The organism is Phyllobacterium sp. SL163 (assembly GCF_049896885.1).
GTDB classification, from domain to species: Bacteria; Pseudomonadota; Alphaproteobacteria; order Rhizobiales; family Rhizobiaceae; genus Phyllobacterium; species Phyllobacterium calauticae.
In genome coordinates this window covers 57,832-82,489 of the sequence record NZ_JAFCVE010000010.1, presented here as the reverse complement: position 1 = coordinate 82,489, position 24,658 = coordinate 57,832, and the positions used below count along the sequence as shown (strand labels likewise).

Genomic DNA, 24,658 nt, shown 5'->3' with positions numbered 1-24,658 from the left:
AAGATCATGCCTAAAGAAAAGAGTCTTCATGATGAAAATGTTCTTATTGATGCACTGGTTAAATATAAAAATAAACTGATATCTATTGCCGAAAGTGTAGTGCACTCCCATGCACAGGCGGAAGATATATTTCATGACGCCATCGTCAAAGCTTGCACCATGCAGACAAATTGCATTCATTGCCCGGTCGGTTATGCCTGCCGCATGGTCTATAATCTTGCGCTCGATGAGGCGCGCAAGCGGCAATACGAGAAGAAGAATCTCATGCCGATGGACGGTGTGGATTCCGTGCCGGCGCCTTGCGTCAACGCGCTCGATTGTATCGTGATGACAGAGGCGCTCAACCGGGTCATGACCTCATTGAACGACCTGCCCAAGCGCACCCATGACGCGTTCATCCGCCACCGCATCGAAGGTGTTCCGCAGAAGGATATTGCGGAAGAACTGGGCGTCTCGCGCACCCTGGTGAACTTCATGATCAAGGATGCCCACCGCTACTGCGAGCAATCGCTCAAAGTCGCTTAGCCGCCTTGTGCGGGCGCAGGAGCAGCAACGCAAACACCGGACCGCCCAGCAGCGTCGCGATCAATCCCGTCGGCAATTGCCAGGGGAAATAGGCCGTGCGGCCGATGAAATCCGCGACCGCCATCAACAACGCGCCAAACAGAGCCGTACCGAGAAGATGCGGAAATCCGCGTGTCAGTCCGATGCGCTGGGCCAGGTGCGGCGCCATCAGACCGACAAAGCTCAACGGCCCGACGACGAGCGTAGCGATGGCCGTCAACAGGGCGGCAAAACCGAGGATAAGGATGCGGAATGTCCTGACATTGACGCCATGGGAATGGGCGGACATTTCGCCCAGCGCAAAATGCTGCAAGGGCCGCAGGAACACCGGCACCACCGCCATTGCCGCTACAGCGCAGATCAGCGAAATAACCGCCGCGGCACCGGTGACACTGTAGGTCGATCCCGTCATCCAGCTGATCAGCGACATGGCGCGCGGATCGCCCGATGCCAGAATGACTGAAATCAGCGCTGTCAGGAACGCACTCAGAGAGACGCCGATAATGAGGAACTGGTTGCCCGACTGCGCCTTGCGCCAGCTCATGGCAAACAGCGCCACAAGCACGGCGGATGCGCCGAGAAAACCGCCCAGCAGCCTGCCGATATAATCGGGCTGCGCCACGACAAACAGGACACAGAGCAGCCCAAAGGCCGTACCCGCGCTGACGCCAAGCACCTCGGGGCTGGCCATGGAATTGCCGGTCAGCCGTTGCAGCAGGCTGCCGGCAAGCGCCAGCATGGTTCCGGCAGACAGCGCCGCAATCAGCCGGGGCAGCCGCCACGGCAGCAGGGCGTCCAGCGTGGCGCCGGTATGAATGGCCCAGGCCGTATCGATGTCGCGGCCGACAAAGATGGCGGCAATGCAGGCAAGCAGCAGCAGACCGGCAAGCGCGGTCAGGATCAGCGCCGGATTCCGGCTCCTGCGCACCGGCGATGCAGCGGCTGTCGGCTGCCCCACGGCCTTGCGGCGCAACATGACGATCAGCAATGCCGGCACCCCGATCAACGCCGTCACGGCGCCGGTCGGCAGCAGGATGCCGGTCACGGCCGCCTGCATCTGCAGGAGCTGGTCGATCAGGACAAGCAGCCCCGCACCGACAAGGGGCGCGACGATCAGCCGATCCTTGATGCGCCGCGCGCCGATCGCCCGGGCAATGGCCGGCGAGGCAAGGCCGAGGAAGCCGATGATGCCGACCACGCTCACGGTGAATGTCGTCAACGCGACGGCAACCACGAGGGTCAAGGCACGCGTGGTTTGAAGCTTCATGCCGAGCCCCTGTGCCGCGTCGCCAAGGGTCAGTACATTCAGTTGCCGGGCGAGAAGAAACGCCAGAAACGTGAAGAAAGCGATTTTTGGCAGGAGTGCGCTCACATCGCGCCAGTCATTCTGATTGAGCGAACCGCCGCCCCAGACGAACAGACCGGCGAGATAATGGTTGTTCATCAGCACCAGAATGGTCGTGATTGCGGTGCAGTAAAGCCCCATGACGAGACCCGTCAGGATGACGGTGACAGGTTGGAACTGGAAACGCCACGCCACAGCAAAGACGATGGCCATGGCCGCGAACCCGCCAATGGCAGTGGTGAGGTCCCGGCTCCAGCCAAGCAAGGCCGGAAACCACAGGATCGCCACGCCAAGCGCCAGTTGCGCCCCGGCCTCGATGCCCAGCGTCGAGGGCGATGCCAGCGGATTGCGCAGCACATGCTGGAATAGTGTGCCGGACAGCCCGAGGGCAAAGCCGCAGACGACGGACATGGCAAGGCGCGGCAACAGGCTGTAGTGCAGGAGAACCGCCTCACCGTCGCTTGCCTGCGGAGGCAGGAAAACGGCATCAAGACCGAGCTTGCCGATCATCGGCCACAGATTGAAAGCAGCAACGCCGAGCGCAACCAGCCACAGGGCACCGGTCCAGATCAGACGTTGGGATGACGATGTACGCAACATCTAGACTTTTACCTCCGCCAGAAGACGGGCGAAGCGGGAGACCGACGGCAAGGCGCCGAACATCAGCACACTGGCCATGCGCTCGGCATGGCCCCTTTGAACAAAGGGCATGGCCTGCCATAGAGGACTTCCCGCCAAGCCGGCCAGAACATCCGGCGGAACCGGATCCATGTAGAAAATGCGGCTGTCGCCAATGGCAATGAGATCGGCAAGCCCGGCATCGCTGAAACCCCATTCATTGGTTCGTCTTGTCCAGGCATTGTGCAGGTCGAGCCGGTCGAAAACGTCCTGAAAGATACCGCCAGGGCCATACACCCGAATGTTGCGGGCGTCCAAAAACGTCATGATGGCCAGTTTCTGCTCGGCGAGACGCCGGGTTGCCGCCTTCGCCGCCAGCAGATCCCGCTCGGTGCGGTCAATCAGGGCCTGCGCTTGCTGCGGCTGCCCGACGATCTGCCCCAGCTCCAGCGTTGCGGCAACGATGTGCGGATATGGCGATGATCCGAGCGCATGGATGGGAAATGATTTGACCGGCGCGATTGTCTCGAGCTGCGGCCTGATCCATTCGAGATAGGGTGTAGAAATGATCAAATCGGGCTGCAGCAGCTGCAGCATTTCCATATTGATCTCATAGTTCGAACCGACATTGGCAATGCCCGGCGGCAGGGGCGGTTCCATGACCCAGTCATACCAGCCCTGTGTGTCGATCAGGCCAACGGGCGGCGTGCCGAATTCGATCAGCGTCTGTGCCAAACCGTAGTCCAGCGAAATGATGCGCGGCGGCGCAGCCCTGGCAGCACGCGCGAGCAGCGGCGATGCGAGCAGAAGGCTTGAGCCGAACAGAAAATCGCGGCGGCGCAGCGCGGCCATCATCAATATCCCGATCCTTAGAGAACGTAGCTTATGGGCGACTGTGTTTCCGGATGCCGGAAAATACCCATGCGGACCCCGTAAATGGCGTTGAGCTTGTCGGCCGTGATCAGCGCATCGGTCTCGTCATGGGCCACAAGCCTGCCGCCCGACAGGGCGATCAGCCGGTCGCAGAAGCGCGCGGCCATGTTGATATCGTGCAGGACGATCAGCACCGAGCGATCATGCTCATGCGCCAGCATGCGGATGAGGCTCATCACTTCGATCTGGTGGTTGATATCGAGCGCCGAGATCGGCTCATCCAGCAGAAGACATTCCGTATCCTGCGCAATGAGCATGGCGAGAAAGGCGCGTTGCCGTTCGCCGCCGGACAGCGTGTCCACGATACGGTCGGCAAACGGCGTCAGTCCCGTCAACTCCAGGGCTTCGGACACTTTGGTGCGGTCGGTGAGCGAGAAGCGGCCAAGCGCCCCGTGCCAGGGATAACGCCCCAGCGAAACCACTTCCCTGACCGTCATGCCATCGGTGTCCGGTGTCTGTTGCGGCAGATAGGCAACCTTCCTGGCATAGTCTTTGGGGCGGAACGAGGCGAGCGGTTGGCCGTGATAGTCAGCCTGCCCCCGCGTCGGCGCCTGGAACCGGGCCAGGATTTTCAGCAGCGTCGACTTGCCCGAACCGTTATGGCCGAGAATGCCGACCACCTCCCCTTTCGGAACGTCCAGTGTCAGTGGATGAAGCAGGGTTCTTCCGTCGATATCGAAACCGACACCACTGAGGGAAAAGGACGTTCCGTTCATTTGATATTTGACCTTAGAATTTGACCGACAAGGTACCCTTGATTGTCCGGCCTTCGCCGTAGATACACATCGGTGCATTGTCATAGTCGGTCGAGCAGGTGGAATAGTAGCCCTTGTCAAAGAGATTGCTGACCTTGAGCGCGCCCTTCCATCCGTTCTTCTCATAGCTGACGGCCGCATCGACCAGCGTATAGTCAGGAACGTTCACCTGCTTGCCACTGGCGCCGCTGCCGACGGAACTGCCGACATAGCGTATGCCGGAGCCGATGTTCAGCCCCTGAAGAAGGCCGGAGTCAAAGGTGTACTTGGCCCAGAGCGATGCCTGGTTCTTGGGCACCATCGGCGTGCGGTTGCCGACTTCGGGCAGAGAACTGGCCGTGATTTCAGCGTCGAGATAGGTGTAGCTGCCTGTCAGGCTGACATTGTGGAAGAGATCGACGGTGGATTCGAACTCAAAGCCGCGATGGCGCACTTCTTCGATCTGGCGATATGCACCGTCGCTGACAAAGGCCAGTACATTGGTTTTCGTGATGTCGAACAAGGCAGCGGTAAAATGCGCCGGCATGAAATCGGGATCATACTTGACGCCGACCTCGTATTGCCGCGCCTTTGACGGCGCATAAGGGGAACCGGTCAGGGCGTCCTGGCCTATATTGGTCACGAACGAGGTGGAGTAGCTGGCATAGGGTGTGATGCCATTGTCGAAGAGATAGCCGAGGCCGACATTGCCGGTAAAGGCATTGTCCGATGTATCCGTCCTCGTATTGCTCAGGCGGTCATCCGTCTTTTCCTCGAACCAGGACTGCCGCCCGCCGAGATTGAGCAGCCAGCGATCGTTGATCTTGGTCTGTGTCTGCGCATAGATGCCAACCTGGTCTGTCGTGGTCTTCCGGTCGACAATCGTGCCCGGCATCGGCACGTCAATGCCATAGACCGGGTTCTCGAAATTGAGACCGGGTCCGGGTGCATATCCGTTGTGACCGTCAACCGTGTAGCGATTGTAATCGAGGCCCATCAACAGCGTGTTCTTGATATGATCGGACTGGTAGTCGTACTGCGCACTGTTGTCGACGCTGAAGATGGTCGCCGTTTCATCAACCGTAAAGGCGGCTCTGCCCAGGGTCTGCTCATCCAGCATCTGCGTGTAATAGAGGTGCCGGTAATCCGTGTCCTGCGAGGTATAGCGAACGTTCTGGCGAACCGTCCAGGCATCGTTGAAGCGGTGCTCGAAGGAATAACCGATCGAGCCATGATTGGCGTTGAAGCGGTCGAAATCCGGATCCGATGTTGTGAAATTGCGCGAGAACTTCGGCAGGTTGGGATGAAGCGGGCTCGCAACGGGCAGGAACGTATTGGGCGGAAGCTTATCCCACTGATAGTTGGCGAAGACCGTCAGAGAGGTGTCGGCACTGGGCGACCAGGTGATCGCCGGTGCAATGAACACGCGGTTGTTCTTGGAAAAATCAATCGCCTCATGCCCCTCGCGGAACAGACCCGTCAGGCGGTAGGTCCACACGCCTTCCTTGTCCAGCGGACCGCCGGCATCAAGACCGACTTCATAGGTATTATGCGAGCCATAACCGGCATAGGCGCTATACAGCGGGTCCTTGGTTGGCCGCTTGGTGGTCAGGTTCACCAGACCGTCGGCACCGTTCTGACCGTAGAGCACCGACGCTGCCCCCTTGATCACCTCGATGCGCTCAAGTCCGTAGGGCTCAGCCTTGAAGCCGGAGAAATCAATGGTCCGCTGCGGCAGCCCGTCGCGAGATACCGCATAAGGGCCGACGTCAAAACCACGGATCATGAATTGATTATAGCGTTCGTCAACACCCCAGGGCGAACTGGTCACCCCCGCCGTATAGGCCAGCGCATCCTCGATTCGCTGCGACGGACGGTCATCCAGCTGCTCGCGCGTGATAATGGAAACAGAACGGGGAACTTCGCGCAGCGGCGTGCTCGTCTTTGTTCCAGTCAAGGTGCTGTTGGCGAGATAGCCGTTGCCGGGGCCAGTGGCATCGTCGCCGCTGTTGATGACAATCGGATTGAGCTCGATGGTCGGCGCCTGCTGCGCATAGGCGAGATGGGCAGTCATGAGCGTTGCCAGCGATGTGGTCATCAGCAGACGTTTGTGCGAACGCTGTTTGCGCCCGGCTGAATTGACCCCGTTCCAAATCATCGTCCTGCAACCCCGCATGACCAAACCCCCGTTAAAACCCTGAGACTATTTGATATTTAATATGAGTATTATTCTCATATTCAAAACATGACTACATTTGTCATGTTGTCCGAGTCAAGGCGCGTTCGACGAAATGTCCGTCTTTTTCACCCGCCTTGACCAACTTTGTTTTGCCTGTGTCCTGCCTACAACCTGGCGGCGTGGAGGGCCTGCTGAATGTCGTTCCAGATGACCTCGGGCTCCTCCAGACCGACAGCGAAACGGATCGTCTGCGGATTGACGCCAAAGCGCACGAAGGAGGTCATCCGGTCAGGAATCTGCAAGGCGGCCTTGGCAGGAACAACCAGCGTTTCCGGTCCGCCCCAGCTGACGCCAAGGCGGATATGGCGCAGTGCGTTGACAAAGCGCGCGACATCGATGTCCGGGTTCAGATCGAAGGCAAAGAGGCCGGAAAAGCCCGTCAGCGTCTTCTTGCCCGGATGATCCGAAAAAGCGGGATGGCGGACAAGGGCGATATCGTTGTGCTGTTGCAGGTGCTTGGCGAGGACGAGCCCGTTGTGCATGTGTTCCTTGAGCCGCACTTTCAGCGTACGCATGCCGCGCAGCAGCAGCCACGCTTCGAATGGCGAGAGTTTTGCGCCGATATAGGGATAGGTCGAGCTGTTGATCTTGGCGATCAGGTCACGCGGCCCGACGACGACGCCCGCCACCGTATCGCTGTGGCCGCCAAGATATTTCGAAGCGGCGTGGATGACGATGTCGACGCCGTGCTGGATCGGCTTCTGGAAGAGCGGCGTTGCCCAGGAATTGTCGATGACGCTCGTCACGCCATATTCCTTGGCCATGGACGTCAGGGCTTCGATGTCCTGCAATTCGAACACCATCGATGTCGGGTTTTCCAGATAAAGCAGCTTGGCGCCCGGCAAGGCGGCGCGCACTTCATCGTGGTTGGACGGATCGACGAAATCCACCGTGACGCCAAACCGGGCAAGCAGCTTCACGAACAGCCGGTAGATGTCGTTGTAAAGATGCTGGACGGCGACCACGCGGTCGCCCGACTCGACAAGGCTGAGAATGGTCGCTGTGATCGCGGCCGTACCGCTGGAGAAACCGCGTCCGTCTTCCGCGCCTTCCAGGCGGGCGGTCAGCAGTTCGAATTCGCGCACCGTCGGGTTGTCGCCGCGCGAATAGATGTAGTTGCGCGCACGCCCGGCAAACACATCTTCCATGGCTTCATAGGTGTCGTAGGTGAAGAGCGACGTCTGGAAGATCGGCGGCGAAACCGCGTTGAAAGCAGCCGCATCGACCGGCGAAAACAGGTCATCCGGCATTTCCATTGGATCGAATTCATGGGGTGGCATGGATTTGTTCATGATGCCCTCTCAGACACGGTGTTGTTGAAGGTTGCGATGGGAAGATCGGTGTCGCCGCGCAGCTGGCGCAGCGCGGTGAAAAGAATGACGGCGGAGAGAAGTGCGGTCAGCGCCGGGGCAAGAAACAGACTGGCAAGAAGGCCGTCAAAGCCGAGGAAATGCGGCAGGACAAACAGCAGCGGCAGGAGGAAATAGCCGTTCTGCGCGATGCTGATCGTGGCGGCGAGCCGCGCTCTGCCCTGTGCCTGCAGGAGCACGACAAGGATTTGCCGCATGCCGAAAAAGATGAAGGGAATATGGGTGACGATGATGGTCAGCGCGGCGATCCGGGCGATCTCCGGATCATCGGTGAAAATGGCTGCAATGGGGTAGCGCAGGAGAACGGCACCAAGCCCGTACGCCACGGAAAAAACCGAGGTCAGCATCAGGAGCAGGTTCGATGCCGCCAGCAATCGCGGCGTCTTCCCCGCGCCCCAGGCGAAGCTCAGGACCGCCTGGCCGCCGAGCGACAGACCGACGATGGGAAGCATGCCCAGAGTGAGAACCCGCAGTGCGATACCGACACCGGCAATGCCGCTGTCGCCGCGATAGAACCCGGCATAGGTAAACAGCACGGCGAAACTGATGCTGCTCAGCATGCTGGTCAGCGTCGTCGGCAGGCCGATGGAGAATACCGGTTTCAATATATCCGCCCGGAATGCGGCAAAGCGCGCCGACAGGTGCAATGTGCCCATGCGCTTGCGAAAATACAGCGCGTAGGCCGCAATCGCTGCGATCTGCGACAGGATTGTTGCCATGGCGGCGCCTGCAAGCCCGAAGCCAAACCCGAAGATCATGATCGGATCGAGAATGATATTCAGGGCAAAACACCCGAGCAGTGTCCACATGCTGAAACGCGTATTGCCTTCCGAGATGGCGATGAAATCCGACACGATCTGCAGCATCGTCAGCGTCACGGAAAAGGCGACGATGATCAGATAATATTCGGCAAGCGGCATGATCGCTTCGCTGGCACCGAACAGGCCGAGCAGTTCACGCCGGAAGACAAGGATGCCTGCGGTGAGCACGATACCGAGCGGCACGGTCAGAACCACGAGCGTCGATGCCGTCACATTGGCGCGCTGCGGATTGGCGCTGCCCAGCGCACGCCCGACGGCGGTCGCCACCCCGACGCCAAGCCCCTCGCCGATGGCACCGATCATCATCAGGATCGGCAGGACAACTGTGATGGCGGCAATTTCGTGGGCGCCGATCATGCCGACAAACACCATGTTGATCGTATGATGCACCGCGTTGATCGACAGGCCCGCCACGGCCGGCAGGCCGAGCCGGAAGATCAGGCGCGTCAGCGCCGGATCGTTGAGATCGTCGGGCGCAAAATAGGTGCGCCTTGGCTTCTCTTGCCCGATTCCTTCAGGATTCATGGTGCGGGCACCCAAAGCCTGTCGTCGAAAAAGCGCTCGCGCAGCAGCATGACCAGCATGGCCCTTTTATGCGGGAAATCGAAGTGCTTCACCTTGGAAAAGCCCGAGCGGTCGAGATTGCGGATCTGCTGCTCGTGGCTGGCGCGCGGCTCGCCGACAATGCGCTGGGTGCGCGGATCGTCGAGAAACATGAAATGCATCAGCGACGGCAGCCACGCCGTGATCCACTGCTTGCCGCGATAGGCAGGCTCACCGATGGCGACATGCCAGCCACGGTCGTAATCCTGCGCATCGTAATAGGGTCCAAGCCGGTTTTCCCTAGCCCAATAGACCTCGAAATAGCCGAACGGCACACCGTTGAAACAGCCGATCAGCGCCAGGACATGCGGATCATGCAGCCGCTCCTCGAGAATGGCCGCGTGCTTCTCCCTGTCCCCGCCGTCTTCCCAGATTACATTGACCTGCTCGTCATTCATCCAGCGATGGAAATGCTCGAGATCCGTCTGCGGATCCGCAGCCCGGAACGAAAGCACCTGATCGAGCCAGGGAATGTAACGTTCATAGACAACACCGACCGGCTTGCGCGGGCGTTTGGGATGATACTGGCCATTGGTCATGATGTGCACCTGCGGGTGCGGCCAGGCGGGATTGGCAATCCATGGCATCGGCCATTGCCAGAATTCCCTGGTATCGACGGTCAAGGAATTGCCGCTGTGCGTCCCCAGCGGAAAATCCGATGACTGCACATTGTCAACTTCAACCAGACTGATATTGCGCGACTGCGCCGACAGAAATTCGATGGCCGAGGCCAGAACCGAAACGGTTTCGTCGGCATTCAAATCCGGCAAACGAACCCTGACACTTCCAGCCCTTGGCTCGACATCCGCGAGATAGCGCCCGGCCACGGTCGAAATCAGCATCTGGCCCGGCGTTTTCATTTCGGCGGATTTCAGGAAGCACGACAGACCAGAAGCTGGAAGCGGCGAAACATTGGCTTCTTGGGAGATATTGGAAACAAGGGTCATGGTGCGCTCCGCAGCCTGCTCGCTGACAAGTTTTGACAAGATGGTTGCTACAGAGACGGCCGGCGCACCGCTCGATTTAGCCAAAACTTTGAAAAATTTTTCTCCCGTTCCGCTTAAATCGGGCGCGGGTTCATCCGTCTCTTGGTCATGTCTTTATTCTGCAAGGAGCCCGCATGATGTCGAATGCCGAGACGTCGCCAGAAACCTGGAGCATCGTTCGCGATCAGGAACACCGCTATTCCGTCTGGTCCAATGACAAGGCTCTGCCCGTCGGCTGGAGCAAGGAAAGTTTTTGCGGCACCCGCGAGGAATGCCTGGTTGAAATCAAGAAAATCTGGGTTGATCCGCGGCCGCTTGCCCTGCGGCAGGCCATGGCGTGATTGCCGGCAATCCCTTTCAGATAACAGATCGGTGACACCATGAACAAACTCTTCGCCCAACCCGAACCCAATGAACCGGTTGCCATGGATGGCATCGCCAGCGGCGTGGCCGAAAGCTTTCCACTGACATTGGCGCAAAAGCGCATCTGGTCGCTCGAGCAGATCGGCAACGCAACGGTTTTTCCCTTCCAGGTGCTTTCCCTGCAATGGGAGAAGGGCGTTACACTTGATCAGGTGCAGGGCGCCCTCGACCGGCTGGCGCAGCGGCACAGCGCTTTGCGCACGCGCTTTCGCCGCTTTGCCGGCGGCCGCATTGAGCAGTTTTCCGTTCCTGGCGACGTTCCCTCCAATGAGATTGTTGGTAGTGACAGCAATCCCCTGAGCGCGACAGAAGCCGAAACGGAAAAGGCGGGCTTCATTGCCCGCCCCTTCGATCTCCTGAACGGTGTTTCCGCCCGTTATCAATTGATTGCCGGAAATGACGGCCAACTGATCTCGACAATCGTGCTGCATCCCATCGTCTGCGATGAGGCAGCGCTTGCCGTCCTGCGCGGCGATCTCATCGCGCTCGCCGAGGGCAGGGAATTGCCCGTGCTTCCCAGCGACAGCCTGCAGCGCGGCGTGCGCGAAGAAGAAGCGCTGGAAACGCCGCACTTTGCGGCGGCCCTCGCCCATTGGCGCGATCTGATTGGCGAGGAGTACAATGCGACGACCCTGCCCACACGCTTCAATGCTGCCGGATATGCCGGCGCCAGACGCAAACGCGTGCCATTCACACTCGACGCAAAGCTTTGGACCGGCATCCAGTCCTATGCAACGCTGAAAGGGTTGAAGGTTGAAGAGCTGCTTTCCGCCGCCTTTGCTGTTCTCCTGGCCCGCTACAGCGGCACCTATTCGCTGCAGTATGGAGCCTTGCTTGGATCCACGAGCCAGGAGACCATAGCGCGCAGCGAGCAAATCCTGCCGCTGAAGCTTGAACTGACGTCGCGCACTGCCTTCCTGGATGTTTGCAAAGCGCTTGCATCGGCGGTTGCCACAGGAACGGAATATCTCGTTCCGTTCGAACGCCTCGTGCAGGAAATCCAGACGCATGAGGAACGGGAACAGGACGCGATCGTCAAATCCCTGTTCGAGTTCCGTCAGCCGCCCCGGCATTCCGCATTGGCGCAAGACCATGTGCCGGCCGTCGCGCCGCGCTCGGATGCGGAACTGGCACTGGTGCTGACCCCGAAGACAGACGGTGCGCTCGCCGGTCTGTTCGACTATGCCGAAGACATCTATGAGCCGGCACTGATCGAGCGCGCCGCCATTCATTTCCAGCGCGGTCTCTCCCAGGCCATTGCCGGCGAACAGGTCCGCATCAAGGATATCGACCTCATCGCCGAGGATGAACTCGATGTTCTCTCGGCTCCCTATGAGGATGACACTATCAACGACGACCGGGCGGTGCATGAACACATCGCCGCCCATGCCCAGCGCACGCCTGACAAGACCGCCATCATCTTTGCCGACGAAGTCTGGAGTCACGCCAAGCTTGACCGCAGCGCCAACCGGCTGGCGCACCGGCTGATCAAGCTCGGCATCGGTGCCGACATCAGTGTGGCTATCGCCGTCAAGCGTTCTCCCGAAGCCATCGTCGGCATTCTCGCCACGCTCAAGGCGGGCGGCGCCTATATCCCCGTTGAGCCGGATCATCCGACCAGCCGCAACCACCACATTCTGCGCGATGGCGGCGTGAAGGTCATCCTCACCCACAGCTGGCTGCTTGACCGCATTCCGGAAGGCCTCGATGCGGTCATCCTCGAACTCGACAAACTCGATCTGTCAGAGGAGCCGGACAGCGTCCCCGACGTCAAAGTCCACAAGGACCAGCTTGCCTATATCATGTACACATCCGGTTCGACCGGCCTGCCCAAGGGCGTTGCCGTCGAGCATGGTCCCTTGACCCATCACATGCAGAACACCTCGCGCGTCTACGGCATGAGCGCGGACTCGCGCGAACTGCCGTTCCTGCCCTTCAGCTCCGATGGCGGACACGAGCGCTGGATGAACCCGCTGATGGAAGGCGGCAGCATCATTCTGCCAGACCAGCCCCTGTGGACCCCGGAGGAAACATTGACCGCCATGCGCAAGCACGGCGCCAACAATGCCAGCATTCCCACCACCTACCTGCAGCAGTTGGCGGAATGGGCTGATCTCACCGACAGCGCGCCGCCGATGCGGCTTTATTCCTTCGGCGGCGAGGGTTTGGCACAGCAGACCTTCGATCTCCTGTCCACGGCCCTGAAGTCGGAATGGCTGATCAACGGGTACGGCCCCACCGAGACCATCATGACACCGATGGTCTGGAAAGTGCGTGCCGGGCAGAAATTCGAAGGCACCTATGCGCCGATCGGCCGTGCTGTCGGCAATCGCCGCGTCTATGTCCTCGATCCCGACCTCAATCCCTGCCCCATCGGCGTGACGGGCGAGCTTTATATTGCCGGCGAAGGCATGGCCCGCGGCTATATCGGCAAAGCCGATACCACTGCCGACCGCTTCATTCCCGACCCGTTTTCCAAGGAGGGCGGGCGTCTCTATCGTTCCGGCGATCTGACCCGCTGGCGCGAAGACGGCACGGTCGAGTTTGTCGGGCGTGTCGACCATCAGGTCAAGCTGCGCGGCTACCGCATCGAGCTCGGTGAGATCGAAGCAGCGCTGCTGCAGCTTGACGGTGTCGGCGAGGCTCTTGTCGTCCTGCGGGACGACGAAGCCACCAGGCAGAAGATGCTGGTGGCCTATGTCGTGCCGAAGCAGGGTTTCGAGCTCGACGTAGCGCAGATGCACGCCGCGCTGGAACGCATGCTGCCCGCCTATATGGTGCCTTCGGCCATCGTTCCGCTGAAAGCCATGCCGATCAATCCCAACAGCAAGCTCGACCGGTTCGCCCTACCCGCGCCCACACCCATGAAGCGCAACATTGTCGAACCGGAAAACACCATCGAGGCAGAAATCCGCGATATCTGGCAGGACATCCTGAAAACCAGCCCGATCAGCGTCGAGGACAATTTCTTTGCCATCGGCGGCAATTCCCTCGGGGCCATCCGCATCCTCACCGCCCTGCGGCAGCGCAAGCCGCAGAACCGCACGACCATTGCCGACCTCTTCAACAATCCGACGATCCGCGCATTCGCGGAGGTGGTTGAAAACGGCAATAGCGAGGCGGGCAGCGAAGTGATTGTCCTGCGCGCATCGGGAACCAAACCCGTGCTCTATTGCTTCCCCGGCCTTCTCGTCAGCACGCGCGAATATGTCAAACTCGTCGACTATCTCGGCGCCAATCAGCCTGCTACCGGCTTCATCTGCTATTCGCTCTCCGAACAGAAGGAAATCGGCTCATCCGTCGACGATATCATCCAAGGCTATGTGGATTACATCCGCCGCGAGAGCAAAGGCCAGCCCTGCTATTTCCTCGGCTGGTCGTGGGGCGGACTTCTGGCCTATGAAACCGCGCGCAAGCTCGGCAACGAGATCGATCTGCGGCTGATCACCATGGTCGACGTCTGTGATCTGGGCACCGAGTTCGCCATTGGTGCCAAGCCGCGCTTCAAGCCGGGCGAACGCGACCAGTTGCACGCGACCGTGCAGGAATGGTTGTCGCGCACCGCCATGCGCACCGAATGGGACCGCCTGCTCAACGTCATGGACGAGGATACCTATGAGCAGTTCCTGCGCTTTGTCGGCGATGAGAAAGACGATCTGCCGACGGATGGTCCCGATATCAGCAGCCGCGAACACACATTCTGGATCCTCATCGACAACGCTCTGATTTTCAGGCGTCACGAACTGCAGCCGCATGACGTGCCGATCCATTCCTGGGCGGCCGACGACAGCCTGAATCGGGGTCTCAACCTGATCGACTGGCGGCGCTACTCCCCCCGGGCCAATCCGGCGGAAATCATCTCTGGCACCAACCATCTGCACGTAATCGGATCACAGGCATTCCACAGCCGCCTCTCCCACCGGCTGGACGAGGCCCGATAGGGGCCTTTGGAATCAAGATCACGGAAAGGAATTCTGATGACTGCCATGTTTGCGAACAATGATCATACGCGCCAGCCGAACGAGACCCTCGATCTGGCGGGTATCGGTGTCGGACCTTCCAACCTGAGCCTTGCGGCGCTGCTCGACAGCGTCGGCGGCCTCAAGGCGCATTTCTACGAGCGCCGGGCCAATTTCGACTGGCATCCCGGCATGATGCTGCCCGATGTCGAACTGCAATCGTCCTATCTGAAGGACCTCGTTACACCCGTCATGCCGACCAATCCATGGTCGTTCGTGTCCTATCTCGTGGCGCACAAGCGCCTCTATGCGTTCCTCAACGCCCACTACGATGCCGTGCCGCGCCGGGAGTTTGCGCAATATCTCGCCTGGGTCGCCGGACAGCTCGACAATGTTTCATTTGATGCTGCCGTGCGCGAGGTCAAACACGACAAGGACAGGTTCGTGGTGCAGTTCGACAATGGCAGTGTGGCGGCAAAGAACATCGTGCTGGGAACAGGAACCAGCCCATTCGTGCCCTCCTGGGCGACACCGTTCCTCGGCGAACGCTGCTTCCACAATTGCGAAGCAAAATTCCGGCTGCCGGACCTCAATGCCGCCCGCATCGCGGTGATCGGCGGCGGCCAGAGCGGCGGCGAAGTGGTTGAATCCCTGCTCAACTCCAAAGCCAATCTGAAAGAGCTCAACTGGTTCAGCCGCCGGCACAATTTCGAACCGATCAACGACACGGCCTTCTCCAATCAGGTGTTTTCGCCGGAATATGTCTATGCCTACCTCAACCTCAACAATGACCAGAAGCTCGAAGCATTGAAAGCTTCGATCCTGACCAGCGACGGCCTTTCCCTGTCGACGATCAATGCGATCTACCGCCGGCTGTACAGTCTGCGCTATCTGGAAGGCCGCAGCATCGAGGCAAAGCTCTCGCCCAATCGCGATGTGATTCAGGTGGAAGCGGACAAGGACGGTTATCGGCTGATCGTGCGCAACCGCTTTGATGGCGGTGTCGAGGTTGCCCATGCCGATGCCATCATTCTCGCCACAGGCTACCAGTTCAAGCTGCCCGAGGCCCTCGCCGGATTGCAGGACCGTATCCAGTTCGACCGTCACAGCCGCCCCGCCCTCAATGACGAATACTGTCTCAACTGGAACGGTCCGAAGCAGAACCGCATCTTTGCCCAGAACGCCGGGCGCTACAGCCATGGCATTGCCGATTCTCAACTGAGCCTGATGGCATGGCGCAGCGCCCACATCATCAACACGCTCACGGGCCACGAGCACTTCGATCTGGAGCCGCATGACTCGCAGGTCAATTGGCTGTCGAGCGGTCACGAGACTCTCGGCCAGTCCATCGCCGTAGATTATTAGAATTGGAAAATGGGGTCGGGCAGGCTGTGCTGGCGAAATACCAGCCCTGTCCGATCCGATTGTGCGCAAACCGCAATCATATGCCCGCTTGGGGACAGAAGCAGCCGGTGGCACCAGTTGTCCCGATCTCCCGGCAGATCATGCTCCACGCGGATTGCCCGGCTTACCGGATCGACCCGCACAGTCAGCCGATGTGGCTCGACAGCCAGCCCGTGGCCTGTCGCTTTCAAAAAGCTCTCCTTGAGTGTCCAGAGCGCAAGCAGCAGTGCCTGACGCTCGGCGCCTTGAAGCATGGAGAGCGTCGCAGATTCAGCGGCAGAGCAGATGAGTTGCGCCGTCCCGGCCTCAAGTGTCGCCGAGCGCATTTCGGCATCTATCCCGACAACGGCACAATCCCGGCTGACCGCGAGCACCGCCAGACCGTTTGTATTGCTGAGATTGAATGCCAGCGCCGTTTCGCCGGCAAGATACGGTTTGCCGTGTTCGCCGGCAGCAATGTTCAAGTCCTCCGCCGCATCTCCGGTGTAGAGCGACAGGACGCTGCGCTGGAGGTAACGCCCTGCCATGAACCCGATGGCATCCCGGTCGAACCTGAACGCAGCCGCCCGCTCCTGTTCCGGCAGCGTGAGTGCGGACCTGACCTCATTCCAATCCGTTTGGCCTTCGGTAAAGGCCCACCACCAGATATCAATCGCAGCAGGATTCCCGAGGGTCCGGGCCGGGCTGGCCTCCGGCAAATCCGTGAGACGATCATATGGCAACATCGGGCCGCTCCCTTCCCCGGCTGTGTTCAACCGTCCTCGCGCAGCTTTACAACGGCGAAAGCAGCCTGAATGGCACGATTGACCGCGACCGGCAGCAGAGACATGTGGTTTTCACCGGCGTGAATCTCGAACTGCGTCCGGACCGGCTGGTCAGGCAGAGCGTTCAACCGACGCATGAGTTCGACGGAATGAACATCATTCAACGTGATTTTCTTCTGTGCCAGCCGCTCCGCCTCGTCGGCCGCACCGCGCTGGAATGGCGCCAGCTTGTCCGTCTCGTACTCGCCGCAGGAGAGATAAAGCGCCGCCCCCGGCCGCGTCGCATGCGCAGCTTCGAATTGGGGAAGAAAGGCGTTGATCGCACAATTTTCCCAATAGATCGACGCGCTCGCCGCAATCCAGGTTGTGAAGGCCGATGGGCGGGTGAAGAGACTGTAGAGCACGAAGAGGCCGCCGAAGGAATGACCGAAGATCGCCTGGCGATTGCGGTCAATGGGACTATCCGCTTCGATCATTGGCTTGATCTGATCTTCGATGAACGTCAGGAACTCCCCGGCCCCGCCGGTCCTGACTTCAGGAGTGTTTTCATAGAACGGCGGATAGACCTGTCCGGGCGGCGGCCCGAGATCCCAGGAACGTCGCAACGGATCATAGGCGCCGTCCACGGGATAGCCGATGGTGACAATCACGCCATAAGCCACATTGGTGCCGCTGGGATAACTCGCCTGCGCCCGCATCGCGTCGACCGCCGTGCCGATCACCGCATTGCCATCGGTCATATAAAGCACCGGCCATCCATCGCTTGGCGGCTCCCCGCCCGGACGGTAGATGAAAACGCGGTACACCAGGCCATTCTGGTTCGAGACCACGTCATGAAAGGTGGTGTTGCCTATCATGGCCGGTGATGAATTGGAGAATGCTGTCATTGGTCCGTATCTTGTGAAGGGAAGGAGAACCCTTCCGCCATCGGAGCAGCTTGCATAGTGCAAATCCGGCTACCCTGTTATTAAACATGACTATAATGGTCAATATTTATTATCCACTGGCGCTGGAAGGACCGTTGCGACGCGGCGCCAAGTGCTGGACATCATCATCGCCAAACAGGTGCGGGACCATAGGCTCTCGCCTGCAACAAAGCTGCGCTAACCATATATTCCATTTCCTTTGGAACAATTATGGAAAGCCCCTTGCAGCAACGCAGTTAATTTCCGATGTTTACTCAGATACAGGAATTCTCTCTCTTCGTATGTATAAGTAAATTACATATTGATCGTTCTTTTTGCCTTGGAGTTATCAAAGAAGTGAGAAGAAATATATGAATGCACATGAAAAGCTAATCGAATCCATGGCAAAGGCTATCCACGCCCAGAAATATACTGGAAACCAGAGCTGGGACAGCATTCCGGATTTTATCCGTCAGACATACCGGGAATATGCCAAGGCGGCCATTACGATCGTGTATAATGTCTTGCGTGATCCAACCAACGAAATGATCGATGCCGCCAACCGAGCGCGCCCATCCGTCACGTCAAGAACGATTCAGGCGGCCGTCGATGCATCGCCACTCAATCCGAACGGTAAAATATAGCGCATTTTCCGGTAGAATCGGCACCGTGGGGCACCTCTGCCCCGTCACGGACACCCATAATTTGGTCGTGTAAAATGCCTTCGGGGGATCGCGGGTGCGATCCCTGCATTGATTCGCCGCGGCGTTTCATCCATACAAGGTGCCCTCCGCCCCCGGCGTGCGCGATTTGGCATCGCACGTGTAAATTATACACATCACGACAAACATATATAATAAACGTCAATTTATTCTCGCTTACGTCAATATATATATTGAAAAAAGTGTTCAAAAATCTCACGACTTGAACAATTGTTTTGTATTGTACGGGATATGTAAACTTGTATTTAAATTCTGAATTAATCAAAATAAGTGAAAAACTTGTGATGACAATTTCTTTAGTTGCTATTTCTGTAAAACTTCTCGTAGTCTGAACTTCCTTGAACGTCTAAAGTTGATCTTGAACTTCCGTTGTAGAAGTTGCTTGAGGTATTTGGGTTTTTTGGGGGGAGTGAATGTATAAGAATCCGATGGAACGTTCTGAATACAGATCTCTTTCGAGCTCAAGCGGTGACATATCCAGCAACGTTGAAAAGATGGACGGGAATTGGCGCTGGTCGGGCTACCCTGATGAACAGGGACGTTATGGCTTCAAACGCCAGGTGTGTCCATTACATCAGACATCCATTGTTTATGGTGAAACAAGCGGCCGATTGGAAGTTGCGTCCAATGGTATTGGTGCAACGTTAAGCTTTGTATTCGTGCTCAAGGGCGCGGTTGATCTCATCGATACCAAGAACCGCAAGATACAGAATATTCCGGCTGGAACCGCCACCGGCGTGTTCGACCGCCCGGGGGTCAAGGCGAAACTTTATCCGGCCAGCTCCTGGGTGAGTTATCTTGTTCCGGTACCGACATTGCGTGAACACTTCGAACGCCTGATGCGGCGCCCGTACTTTCAGGAGCTCGCATTTTCGCCCCTGCATGATTTCCGTACCGGTAGCGCTTCCGCGCTGTACCAGACGCTTTGCTATGTGAGCGAGGATATAGCGGCGGCGGCAGGTTCAGGCCGCGATGTCCTGGCAGGCGTCTATGAACGATTGCTGCTCGCCAAGCTGTTCATGACCAGGCCTGACAATGTCAGCGCCCTGAGCAGCCAGTCCTCCCGGAGAATTTCACCGCGCTATCTGCAGAGCGCCGAAGCATTCATGCGTGAGAACATTCATGATTCGATCACGCTCGATGACATTGCGGCGGCGGCAGGCTGCAGTTCCCGCGCACTGCAGCGTATGTTCAAGGAATATCGCGATACCAGCCCCATGCACATTCTGTGCGCATACCGATTGTCGGCGGCGCATGATGCAATCGTCAGCGGCAGTGCGCGCAATGTCACCGACCTGGCCATGCACCTGCAGTTTTCAAATCCGGGACGTTTCTCGTCCCTGTATCGGAATGCCTATGGAATGAGCCCGTCGGCAATGATGCGATTTCACGAAAAGAGCACGTAAGACATGCTGAAAAGGCAAGCTGGACCTTCACTGCCAAGCATCGTGATGCCACCCTATCCCTTTCATCGGTATTTGGAGCCGAGACGATCCGCATCGGCGGGGCTGGTTCTCACCATGATGTCTGCCATTGCCCTCTCCGGCTGCGCACTTCCCGGTTCGGGTCCTTCAACCGCCCAGATCGTCGAGCAGCGGAAAACGGAAACGCGCACCAACTACGCCATGGTCGATGTGAACGACGCCGTGCTTTCCTATGCGGCAACGCGGCCGCGCGAAAGCCTCGTCAATCGCTTTGGCGCCGGGCCGCGCACGAGCGATCTGCGCATTGCGGTCGGCGATGTGGTTGGCGTCAACCTGTGGGAAGCGCCGCCCGGCAGCCTGTTCGGCAGCAACATCACCGCAGCAGGCTTTCAACAATCCTCCGGCGGATCGACGGTCATTCCGCCGCAAACCGTTTCGGGTGATCGCACGATTGCCGTGCCCTATGCCGGGCGCATTGCCGTCGCCGGACGGACTCCCTCCGAAGTGGAGCGCCAGATCGCAGCGGCCCTTGACGGCAAGGCCGTCCAGCCCCAGGCGCTTGTCACCATTCAGCGCAGCACGGCCAATTCCGTCACCGTCACCGGCGAAGTTGCCTCCGGCGCGCGGATTTCCCTTTCGGGTGCCGGCGAACGCATACTGGATGCCATCGCGTCAGCGGGCGGCATCCGGGCAGCAGCCAGCGAGAGCATCATCCGGTTGACGCGCAATGGCGCGACCGCCCGTATTCCGTTCGATGTGCTTATCGAAAATCCGGCGGAAAACATACGCCTGAAATCCGGCGATCTCATCACTGTCGTGCGCGAACCGCGCACCATTCTTGTGCTGGGTGCGGCTGGACGCAATGCCGAGATTCCGTTTGAAGCATCCCGGATTTCCATGGCCGACGCGCTGGCCAAGGCGGCAGGCCTGAACGACAACCGCGCAGACGCCAATGGCGTCTTCGTCCTGCGCTACGAACTCGCCTCCGTTGCCAGACGCTTTCTTGCCGCCGGCAACCCGCTTCTCAACTCCGGCGAATATATTCCCGTGGTGTACCGCTTCAACATGAAGAACACGAGCACGATGCTGGCAATGCAAAGATTCGAAATGCAGCCGCGCGACGTCATTTACATTGCCAATGCGTCCGGGGCCGAATGGCAGAAGGTCATGGCCATCTTCCAGGGTGTCGCATCCCCTGCCCTGTCCGCCACCTCGATCGGCATAAGCGCGGCGGCGGCAACGAAATGAAACTGGCAAGAGAAAGTAACGCCTGATCCGCCGATATGCGGGGACTTGAACAACGAGACCATGACCGTCCTATGCTTCCCCTGGGGAGCAGCAGCCGTGAGAGTAAACAATGCCATCCCAATCGTTGCTTCACCTCCATGAGATTGCAAGCTTCAAGCGCCCGGATCTGGAGTTGGCCGTCCAAAACCTCGCACGCAGCGCCTATCTCGGCGACTACACAGCGGTTGCGCGCATTCTGGGCCGCTACAAATTCTATATCGACACCCGGGACCGCGGTTTTGGATCACACCTTCTCCTGGACGGGTACTGGGAAATCTGGCTGACACAGTTTTGTGCCCGGAACGTGCACACCGGCATGGTCGCCGTCGATGTGGGGGCAAATTTCGGTTACTATTCTGTCCTGCTGGCGGAGCTTGTCGGTGCGTCGGGGCAGTTGCTTGCGATCGAACCCAACCCCCATGCCATGGATTTTCTCAGGCGCAGCATCGATCTGAACGGTTTTCTGCGTCGTACCCGCCTCGAACAAACCGCACTCAACGATACCAACGACAAGCTTGCCTCCCTCTACATCCCTCACAATGAGCCCAAGAACGCGGCAGTGGTGGAGCCCGGCTTCGCCGCGGACGCCGTCTCGGGGTCCCTCGTCAATGTTCGCACGGCGACGCTCGATCAGCTGTGTCAGTCCTACGAGCGGGTGGACTTCATAAAAATCGATGCGGAAGGTGCCGAGGAACATATTTTTGATGCGATGCAAGAAACCATCGAACGCCATAAGCCCATGATTGTCATGGAGTTTAATGCGCTCCGGTATGCAGACAGCGTTGAGTTCATTCGCCGGCTGACGGCGGTCTACGGCACGTTGCGGCACCTCGATTTCAAGGGGCAGACCCATGTTGTGACGCTCGAACAGCTCTCTGCAAACGACACTGGCGATGACTGGCTGCTTGTCTTGTCGGCTCATGAACCGGCATGATTGTACGATTTTGGGCTGATTTGCATTTCTGCGCTGCCCTGAAAGGAAGCCGACTTGGCAAGAACCATACTGTATGATGGTCTCAATCTATCCATGCAAAAGGGCACAGGCGTGGCCACCTATACGCGCGGTCTGATCCAAACCGCGCGCCAGCTCGACTACAAGACGGGCATTGTGCATTCGGTTCGCGGCAAGCTCCCCAAAGATCCGGCCCTGCGGGAAGTCATCCTTTTCGACGATAATTCAAACAGAAAACTGGCTCCGGTTGCGCAGGCGAAACGCTGGCTGCGCCGGCAGATTGGCGCCCCGTTGGGGGCGACCCCTACCCCCATTCCGCTGACCGGCACCGTCATTGTCAAATCGCTGCAAGGAAACCTGATGGATTCAGAGTTTCTCTATGCGCACAATGATATTTTTGCGTTGGCCCGCCAGCACTTCAAGACTTTCGGGAAAAGCCTGCCGCTGTCATTCGACAAGGCTCCTGATCTTCTTCACTGCACATATCCGCTGCCGCTCAGAGCGCGCAAAGGCCTGAACATCTGCACGATTCATGACCTGGTTCCATTGCGCCTGCCCTATCTGACCGAGGACAACAAGCGATACCACTACAAGCTGCTGCGCCATCTGACCAAATCGGCCGATCACATTGTCACGGTCTCCGAAACCTCCAAGCAGGATATCATTCGCATCCTCGGGGTAGACGAGAAACGCATCACCAATACGTATCAGGCTGTCCACGTCCCTCTGGATTTACGTGAAAAACCGGAGGGCGTGGCGGCCGATGAGATTGCCGGCATCTTCAATCTCGACTGGAAGAAATACTTTCTGTTCTTTGGCGCCTTTGAGCCGAAGAAAAACCTGTCCAGGCTGGTTGAAGCCTATCTCTCGGCCAAGGTGGATTTTCCCCTGATCATCGTCGGCGCGCCGGGTTGGAAAGGCGACCAGACACAGCTCCTCATCGACGACGAGCGGTTTCGCTTCTACACACACGTCGAAAACCGGGTTATTCCTGGCCGCCGCATCCATCGTTTCGACTTCGTTTCCTATTCTCTTCTCATCAGTCTTGTCCGCGGCGCCCGCGCCGTGCTCTTCCCATCCCTCTATGAGGGCTTTGGTCTCCCGGTCCTCGAATCCATGCAGCTTGGCACACCGGTCCTGACATCAACGGAAGGGTCCGTTCCGGAGATTGCCGGTGACGCTGCCCTGCTGATCGATCCTTACGACACGGATTCCCTGCGCAATGCGGTCAGGGCGCTTGCCCGCGATGACGACCTTTGCAACCATCTTGCCAATCTCGGACCCAAACAGGCTGAACTTTTCTCGCCTGCGCGTTATCATCAGGCTGTCAGTTCACTGTACGACAACGTCTTCAACGGCGGGAGGTAGACAGGCCAGATGACCCTTCAGATTGCTTTGGGGATACCAGGTCTGATGTCGACCTGGGGAATCCATGCCCTGAAAGTCATAGCGGACGAAGCATTCGACGATTACAATTACGCGTCCGTGGAAACTTTGGACGACATGCGCAATGCCTGGACAAGCCGGAGCAGCCAGAATGTCATCCTGTCTTCGCTCTACCCCGATGCGGCGTTGTGCGCATTTCTATGCCGCTCCAAGACTCCTTACATCATCTTCAGCGAGAGCGCCCTGGATTCCATTGCGCATCTCATCCATCAGTTCGCGGAGCAGGATATAGCACTCGTTCGCTCTCTGTCAGCCAGCATTGCCTGCGTTTCGCAAATGCGCCCACACCCCTTTCTCGTCCATCTGGACCGTACAAAAATCGGCAATGTGCGCATCCACCGCATCATCGCTCAACTGTGCCGGCAGCTCGGTGTCTCGCTGACACCCGCCGGCATGATCCGGTGCCTGGAACAATTGGGCATGGACAGCACCGGTTCAACCACAGAAACCGGGCACATTCCGACCCTTGAGGAGTCCGCCGCCAGGATCAGCCCGCACGATGTGCATCAGCCGGATGAGGTGGAAGGGCTGTTGAAGATTGTACAGCACGCGATTGAACCGTTTGATGGCAAAATACTCAAGGGACAGGTCGCTTCTCTCACCTGGCCACAGGAAAGCTTCCTGCTTGCCGACAAGGGAGGCGAGCCCGCGACAGGTGAAATCGACCTCGTTGGACGGGCCCGCTGCCTCGTCTATGGTCCCTACTTCCATCTTCCGGCCGGCGAATGGAACGTCCGGTTTTTTCTGGATATTGATCAGAATATCTACGGACAGATTTTTACGATCGAAATCTACAGCGAGGACGTACTGGGTAAAATCCGCATTCGCCCATCCGGAACAGGGTCGTTCGCAGCGGAAACCACCTTCCGGGTTGAACGGCCTAAAATACCGATTGAAATTCGCCTCTTTACAGAAACAGGCTCCATCGAGGGCGCAATAGCGCACTGGCATGTCGACTTAAGTCCGGTCGATAGCGAGATTGGCACTCCCGAAGATTACCAGTCTGGTTCGGATCCGGAGCCCGAACAAGATGCGGACGCAATGAAACTGGAATCCGTTAACCATCAGGACTGATGCGATATTTCCCACCGCAATACAAAACGCGACAAGCACAGACATCTGGCGACTATATTTAGATAAATCAATGTAATTAAAGTAT

At 58.4% G+C, this 24,658-nt stretch carries 19 protein-coding genes; 10 read left to right on the top strand and 9 right to left on the bottom strand.

The genetic code is table 11. The features are described 5' to 3' along the window. The first annotated feature begins 6 nt into the window (after positions 1-6). Positions 7-525, top strand: coding sequence for a sigma-70 family RNA polymerase sigma factor (locus tag ACP7B1_RS21335; protein ID WP_346307284.1), 519 nt, complete (start codon positions 7-9; stop codon positions 523-525). On the opposite strand, the gene fhuB is transcribed toward ACP7B1_RS21335, so the two are convergent. From fhuB to ACP7B1_RS21300, 7 genes are all read right to left on the bottom strand, one after another. Next, the gene (fhuB, locus tag ACP7B1_RS21330) at positions 512-2,509 is read right to left on the bottom strand and encodes a Fe(3+)-hydroxamate ABC transporter permease FhuB (protein WP_426137242.1); all 1,998 of its coding nucleotides are present in this window, start codon (positions 2,507-2,509) and stop codon (positions 512-514) included. The genes ACP7B1_RS21335 and fhuB overlap by 14 nt on opposite strands. Further along, positions 2,510-3,379, bottom strand: coding sequence for an ABC transporter substrate-binding protein (locus ACP7B1_RS21325; RefSeq protein WP_346307728.1), 870 nt, complete (start codon positions 3,377-3,379; stop codon positions 2,510-2,512). Between the two features lie 17 nt (positions 3,380-3,396). After that, complete coding sequence (locus tag ACP7B1_RS21320; RefSeq protein WP_346307729.1) at positions 3,397-4,176, bottom strand: ATP-binding cassette domain-containing protein; 780 nt, start codon at positions 4,174-4,176, stop codon at positions 3,397-3,399. Between the two features lie 13 nt (positions 4,177-4,189). Then, positions 4,190-6,352, bottom strand: coding sequence for a TonB-dependent siderophore receptor (locus ACP7B1_RS21315; RefSeq protein WP_346307730.1), 2,163 nt, complete (start codon positions 6,350-6,352; stop codon positions 4,190-4,192). 185 nt (positions 6,353-6,537) lie between these two features. Continuing rightward, a complete protein-coding gene (locus tag ACP7B1_RS21310; RefSeq protein ID WP_346307731.1) occupies positions 6,538-7,725 on the bottom strand; it encodes a PLP-dependent transferase in 1,188 nt (395 codons plus the stop codon). Beyond that, a complete protein-coding gene (locus ACP7B1_RS21305) occupies positions 7,722-9,149 on the bottom strand; it encodes an MATE family efflux transporter (RefSeq protein ID WP_403182225.1) in 1,428 nt (475 codons plus the stop codon). Before ACP7B1_RS21305 ends, ACP7B1_RS21310 begins: the two co-directional genes overlap by 4 nt. Beyond that, a complete protein-coding gene (locus ACP7B1_RS21300) occupies positions 9,146-10,087 on the bottom strand; it encodes a GNAT family N-acetyltransferase (protein WP_403182557.1) in 942 nt (313 codons plus the stop codon). The genes ACP7B1_RS21305 and ACP7B1_RS21300 overlap by 4 nt, the downstream gene beginning before the upstream one ends. A 260-nt stretch (positions 10,088-10,347) precedes the next feature. Here ACP7B1_RS21300 and ACP7B1_RS21295 point away from each other — a divergent pair, with 260 nt between their 5' ends. From ACP7B1_RS21295 to ACP7B1_RS21285, 3 genes are read left to right on the top strand one after another with little or no spacing between them, the layout of a single operon-like run. Beyond that, the gene (locus ACP7B1_RS21295) at positions 10,348-10,554 is read left to right on the top strand and encodes an MbtH family NRPS accessory protein (protein ID WP_346306931.1); all 207 of its coding nucleotides are present in this window, start codon (positions 10,348-10,350) and stop codon (positions 10,552-10,554) included. A gap of 39 nt (positions 10,555-10,593) precedes the next feature. Then, positions 10,594-14,577, top strand: coding sequence for a non-ribosomal peptide synthetase (locus tag ACP7B1_RS21290; RefSeq protein WP_426137241.1), 3,984 nt, complete (start codon positions 10,594-10,596; stop codon positions 14,575-14,577). 36 nt (positions 14,578-14,613) lie between these two features. Further along, on the top strand, positions 14,614-15,960 hold the full coding sequence (locus tag ACP7B1_RS21285; RefSeq protein ID WP_346306930.1) for a lysine N(6)-hydroxylase/L-ornithine N(5)-oxygenase family protein: 1,347 nt from the start codon (positions 14,614-14,616) through the stop codon (positions 15,958-15,960). On the opposite strand, the gene ACP7B1_RS21280 is transcribed toward ACP7B1_RS21285, so the two are convergent. Beyond that, positions 15,957-16,724, bottom strand: a complete 768-nt coding sequence (locus tag ACP7B1_RS21280; protein ID WP_346306929.1) for a 4'-phosphopantetheinyl transferase family protein — start codon at positions 16,722-16,724, stop codon at positions 15,957-15,959. The two genes, ACP7B1_RS21285 and ACP7B1_RS21280, sit on opposite strands and share 4 nt — an antisense overlap. A gap of 26 nt (positions 16,725-16,750) precedes the next feature. Further along, positions 16,751-17,650 (bottom strand): alpha/beta hydrolase, encoded by a 900-nt coding sequence (locus tag ACP7B1_RS21275; protein WP_346306928.1) that lies wholly within the window; start codon positions 17,648-17,650, stop codon positions 16,751-16,753. A 389-nt stretch (positions 17,651-18,039) separates the two neighbouring features. Between ACP7B1_RS21275 and ACP7B1_RS21270 the strand changes: the two genes are divergently transcribed. The 6 genes from ACP7B1_RS21270 to ACP7B1_RS21245 all read left to right on the top strand — a co-directional run bounded on the left by ACP7B1_RS21270 (position 18,040) and on the right by ACP7B1_RS21245 (position 24,573). After that, positions 18,040-18,312 (top strand): hypothetical protein, encoded by a 273-nt coding sequence (locus ACP7B1_RS21270; RefSeq protein ID WP_346306927.1) that lies wholly within the window; start codon positions 18,040-18,042, stop codon positions 18,310-18,312. 491 nt (positions 18,313-18,803) lie between these two features. Continuing rightward, complete coding sequence (locus tag ACP7B1_RS21265) at positions 18,804-19,796, top strand: helix-turn-helix transcriptional regulator (RefSeq protein WP_346306926.1); 993 nt, start codon at positions 18,804-18,806, stop codon at positions 19,794-19,796. A gap of 114 nt (positions 19,797-19,910) precedes the next feature. After that, positions 19,911-21,062: a polysaccharide biosynthesis/export family protein gene (locus ACP7B1_RS21260; RefSeq protein ID WP_346306925.1), complete on the top strand. Its 1,152-nt coding sequence runs from the start codon at positions 19,911-19,913 to the stop codon at positions 21,060-21,062. Positions 21,063-21,171: 109 nt separating this feature from the next. Further along, positions 21,172-22,035 carry an FkbM family methyltransferase gene (locus ACP7B1_RS21255; RefSeq protein WP_346306924.1) on the top strand — a complete coding sequence of 288 codons (864 nt, stop codon included), beginning with the start codon at positions 21,172-21,174 and terminating at the stop codon, positions 22,033-22,035. 54 nt (positions 22,036-22,089) lie between these two features. After that, on the top strand, positions 22,090-23,421 hold the full coding sequence (locus ACP7B1_RS21250) for a glycosyltransferase family 1 protein (protein WP_346306923.1): 1,332 nt from the start codon (positions 22,090-22,092) through the stop codon (positions 23,419-23,421). 9 nt (positions 23,422-23,430) lie between these two features. Further along, positions 23,431-24,573: a hypothetical protein gene (locus ACP7B1_RS21245; RefSeq protein WP_346306922.1), complete on the top strand. Its 1,143-nt coding sequence runs from the start codon at positions 23,431-23,433 to the stop codon at positions 24,571-24,573. Positions 24,574-24,658 lie beyond the last annotated feature (85 nt).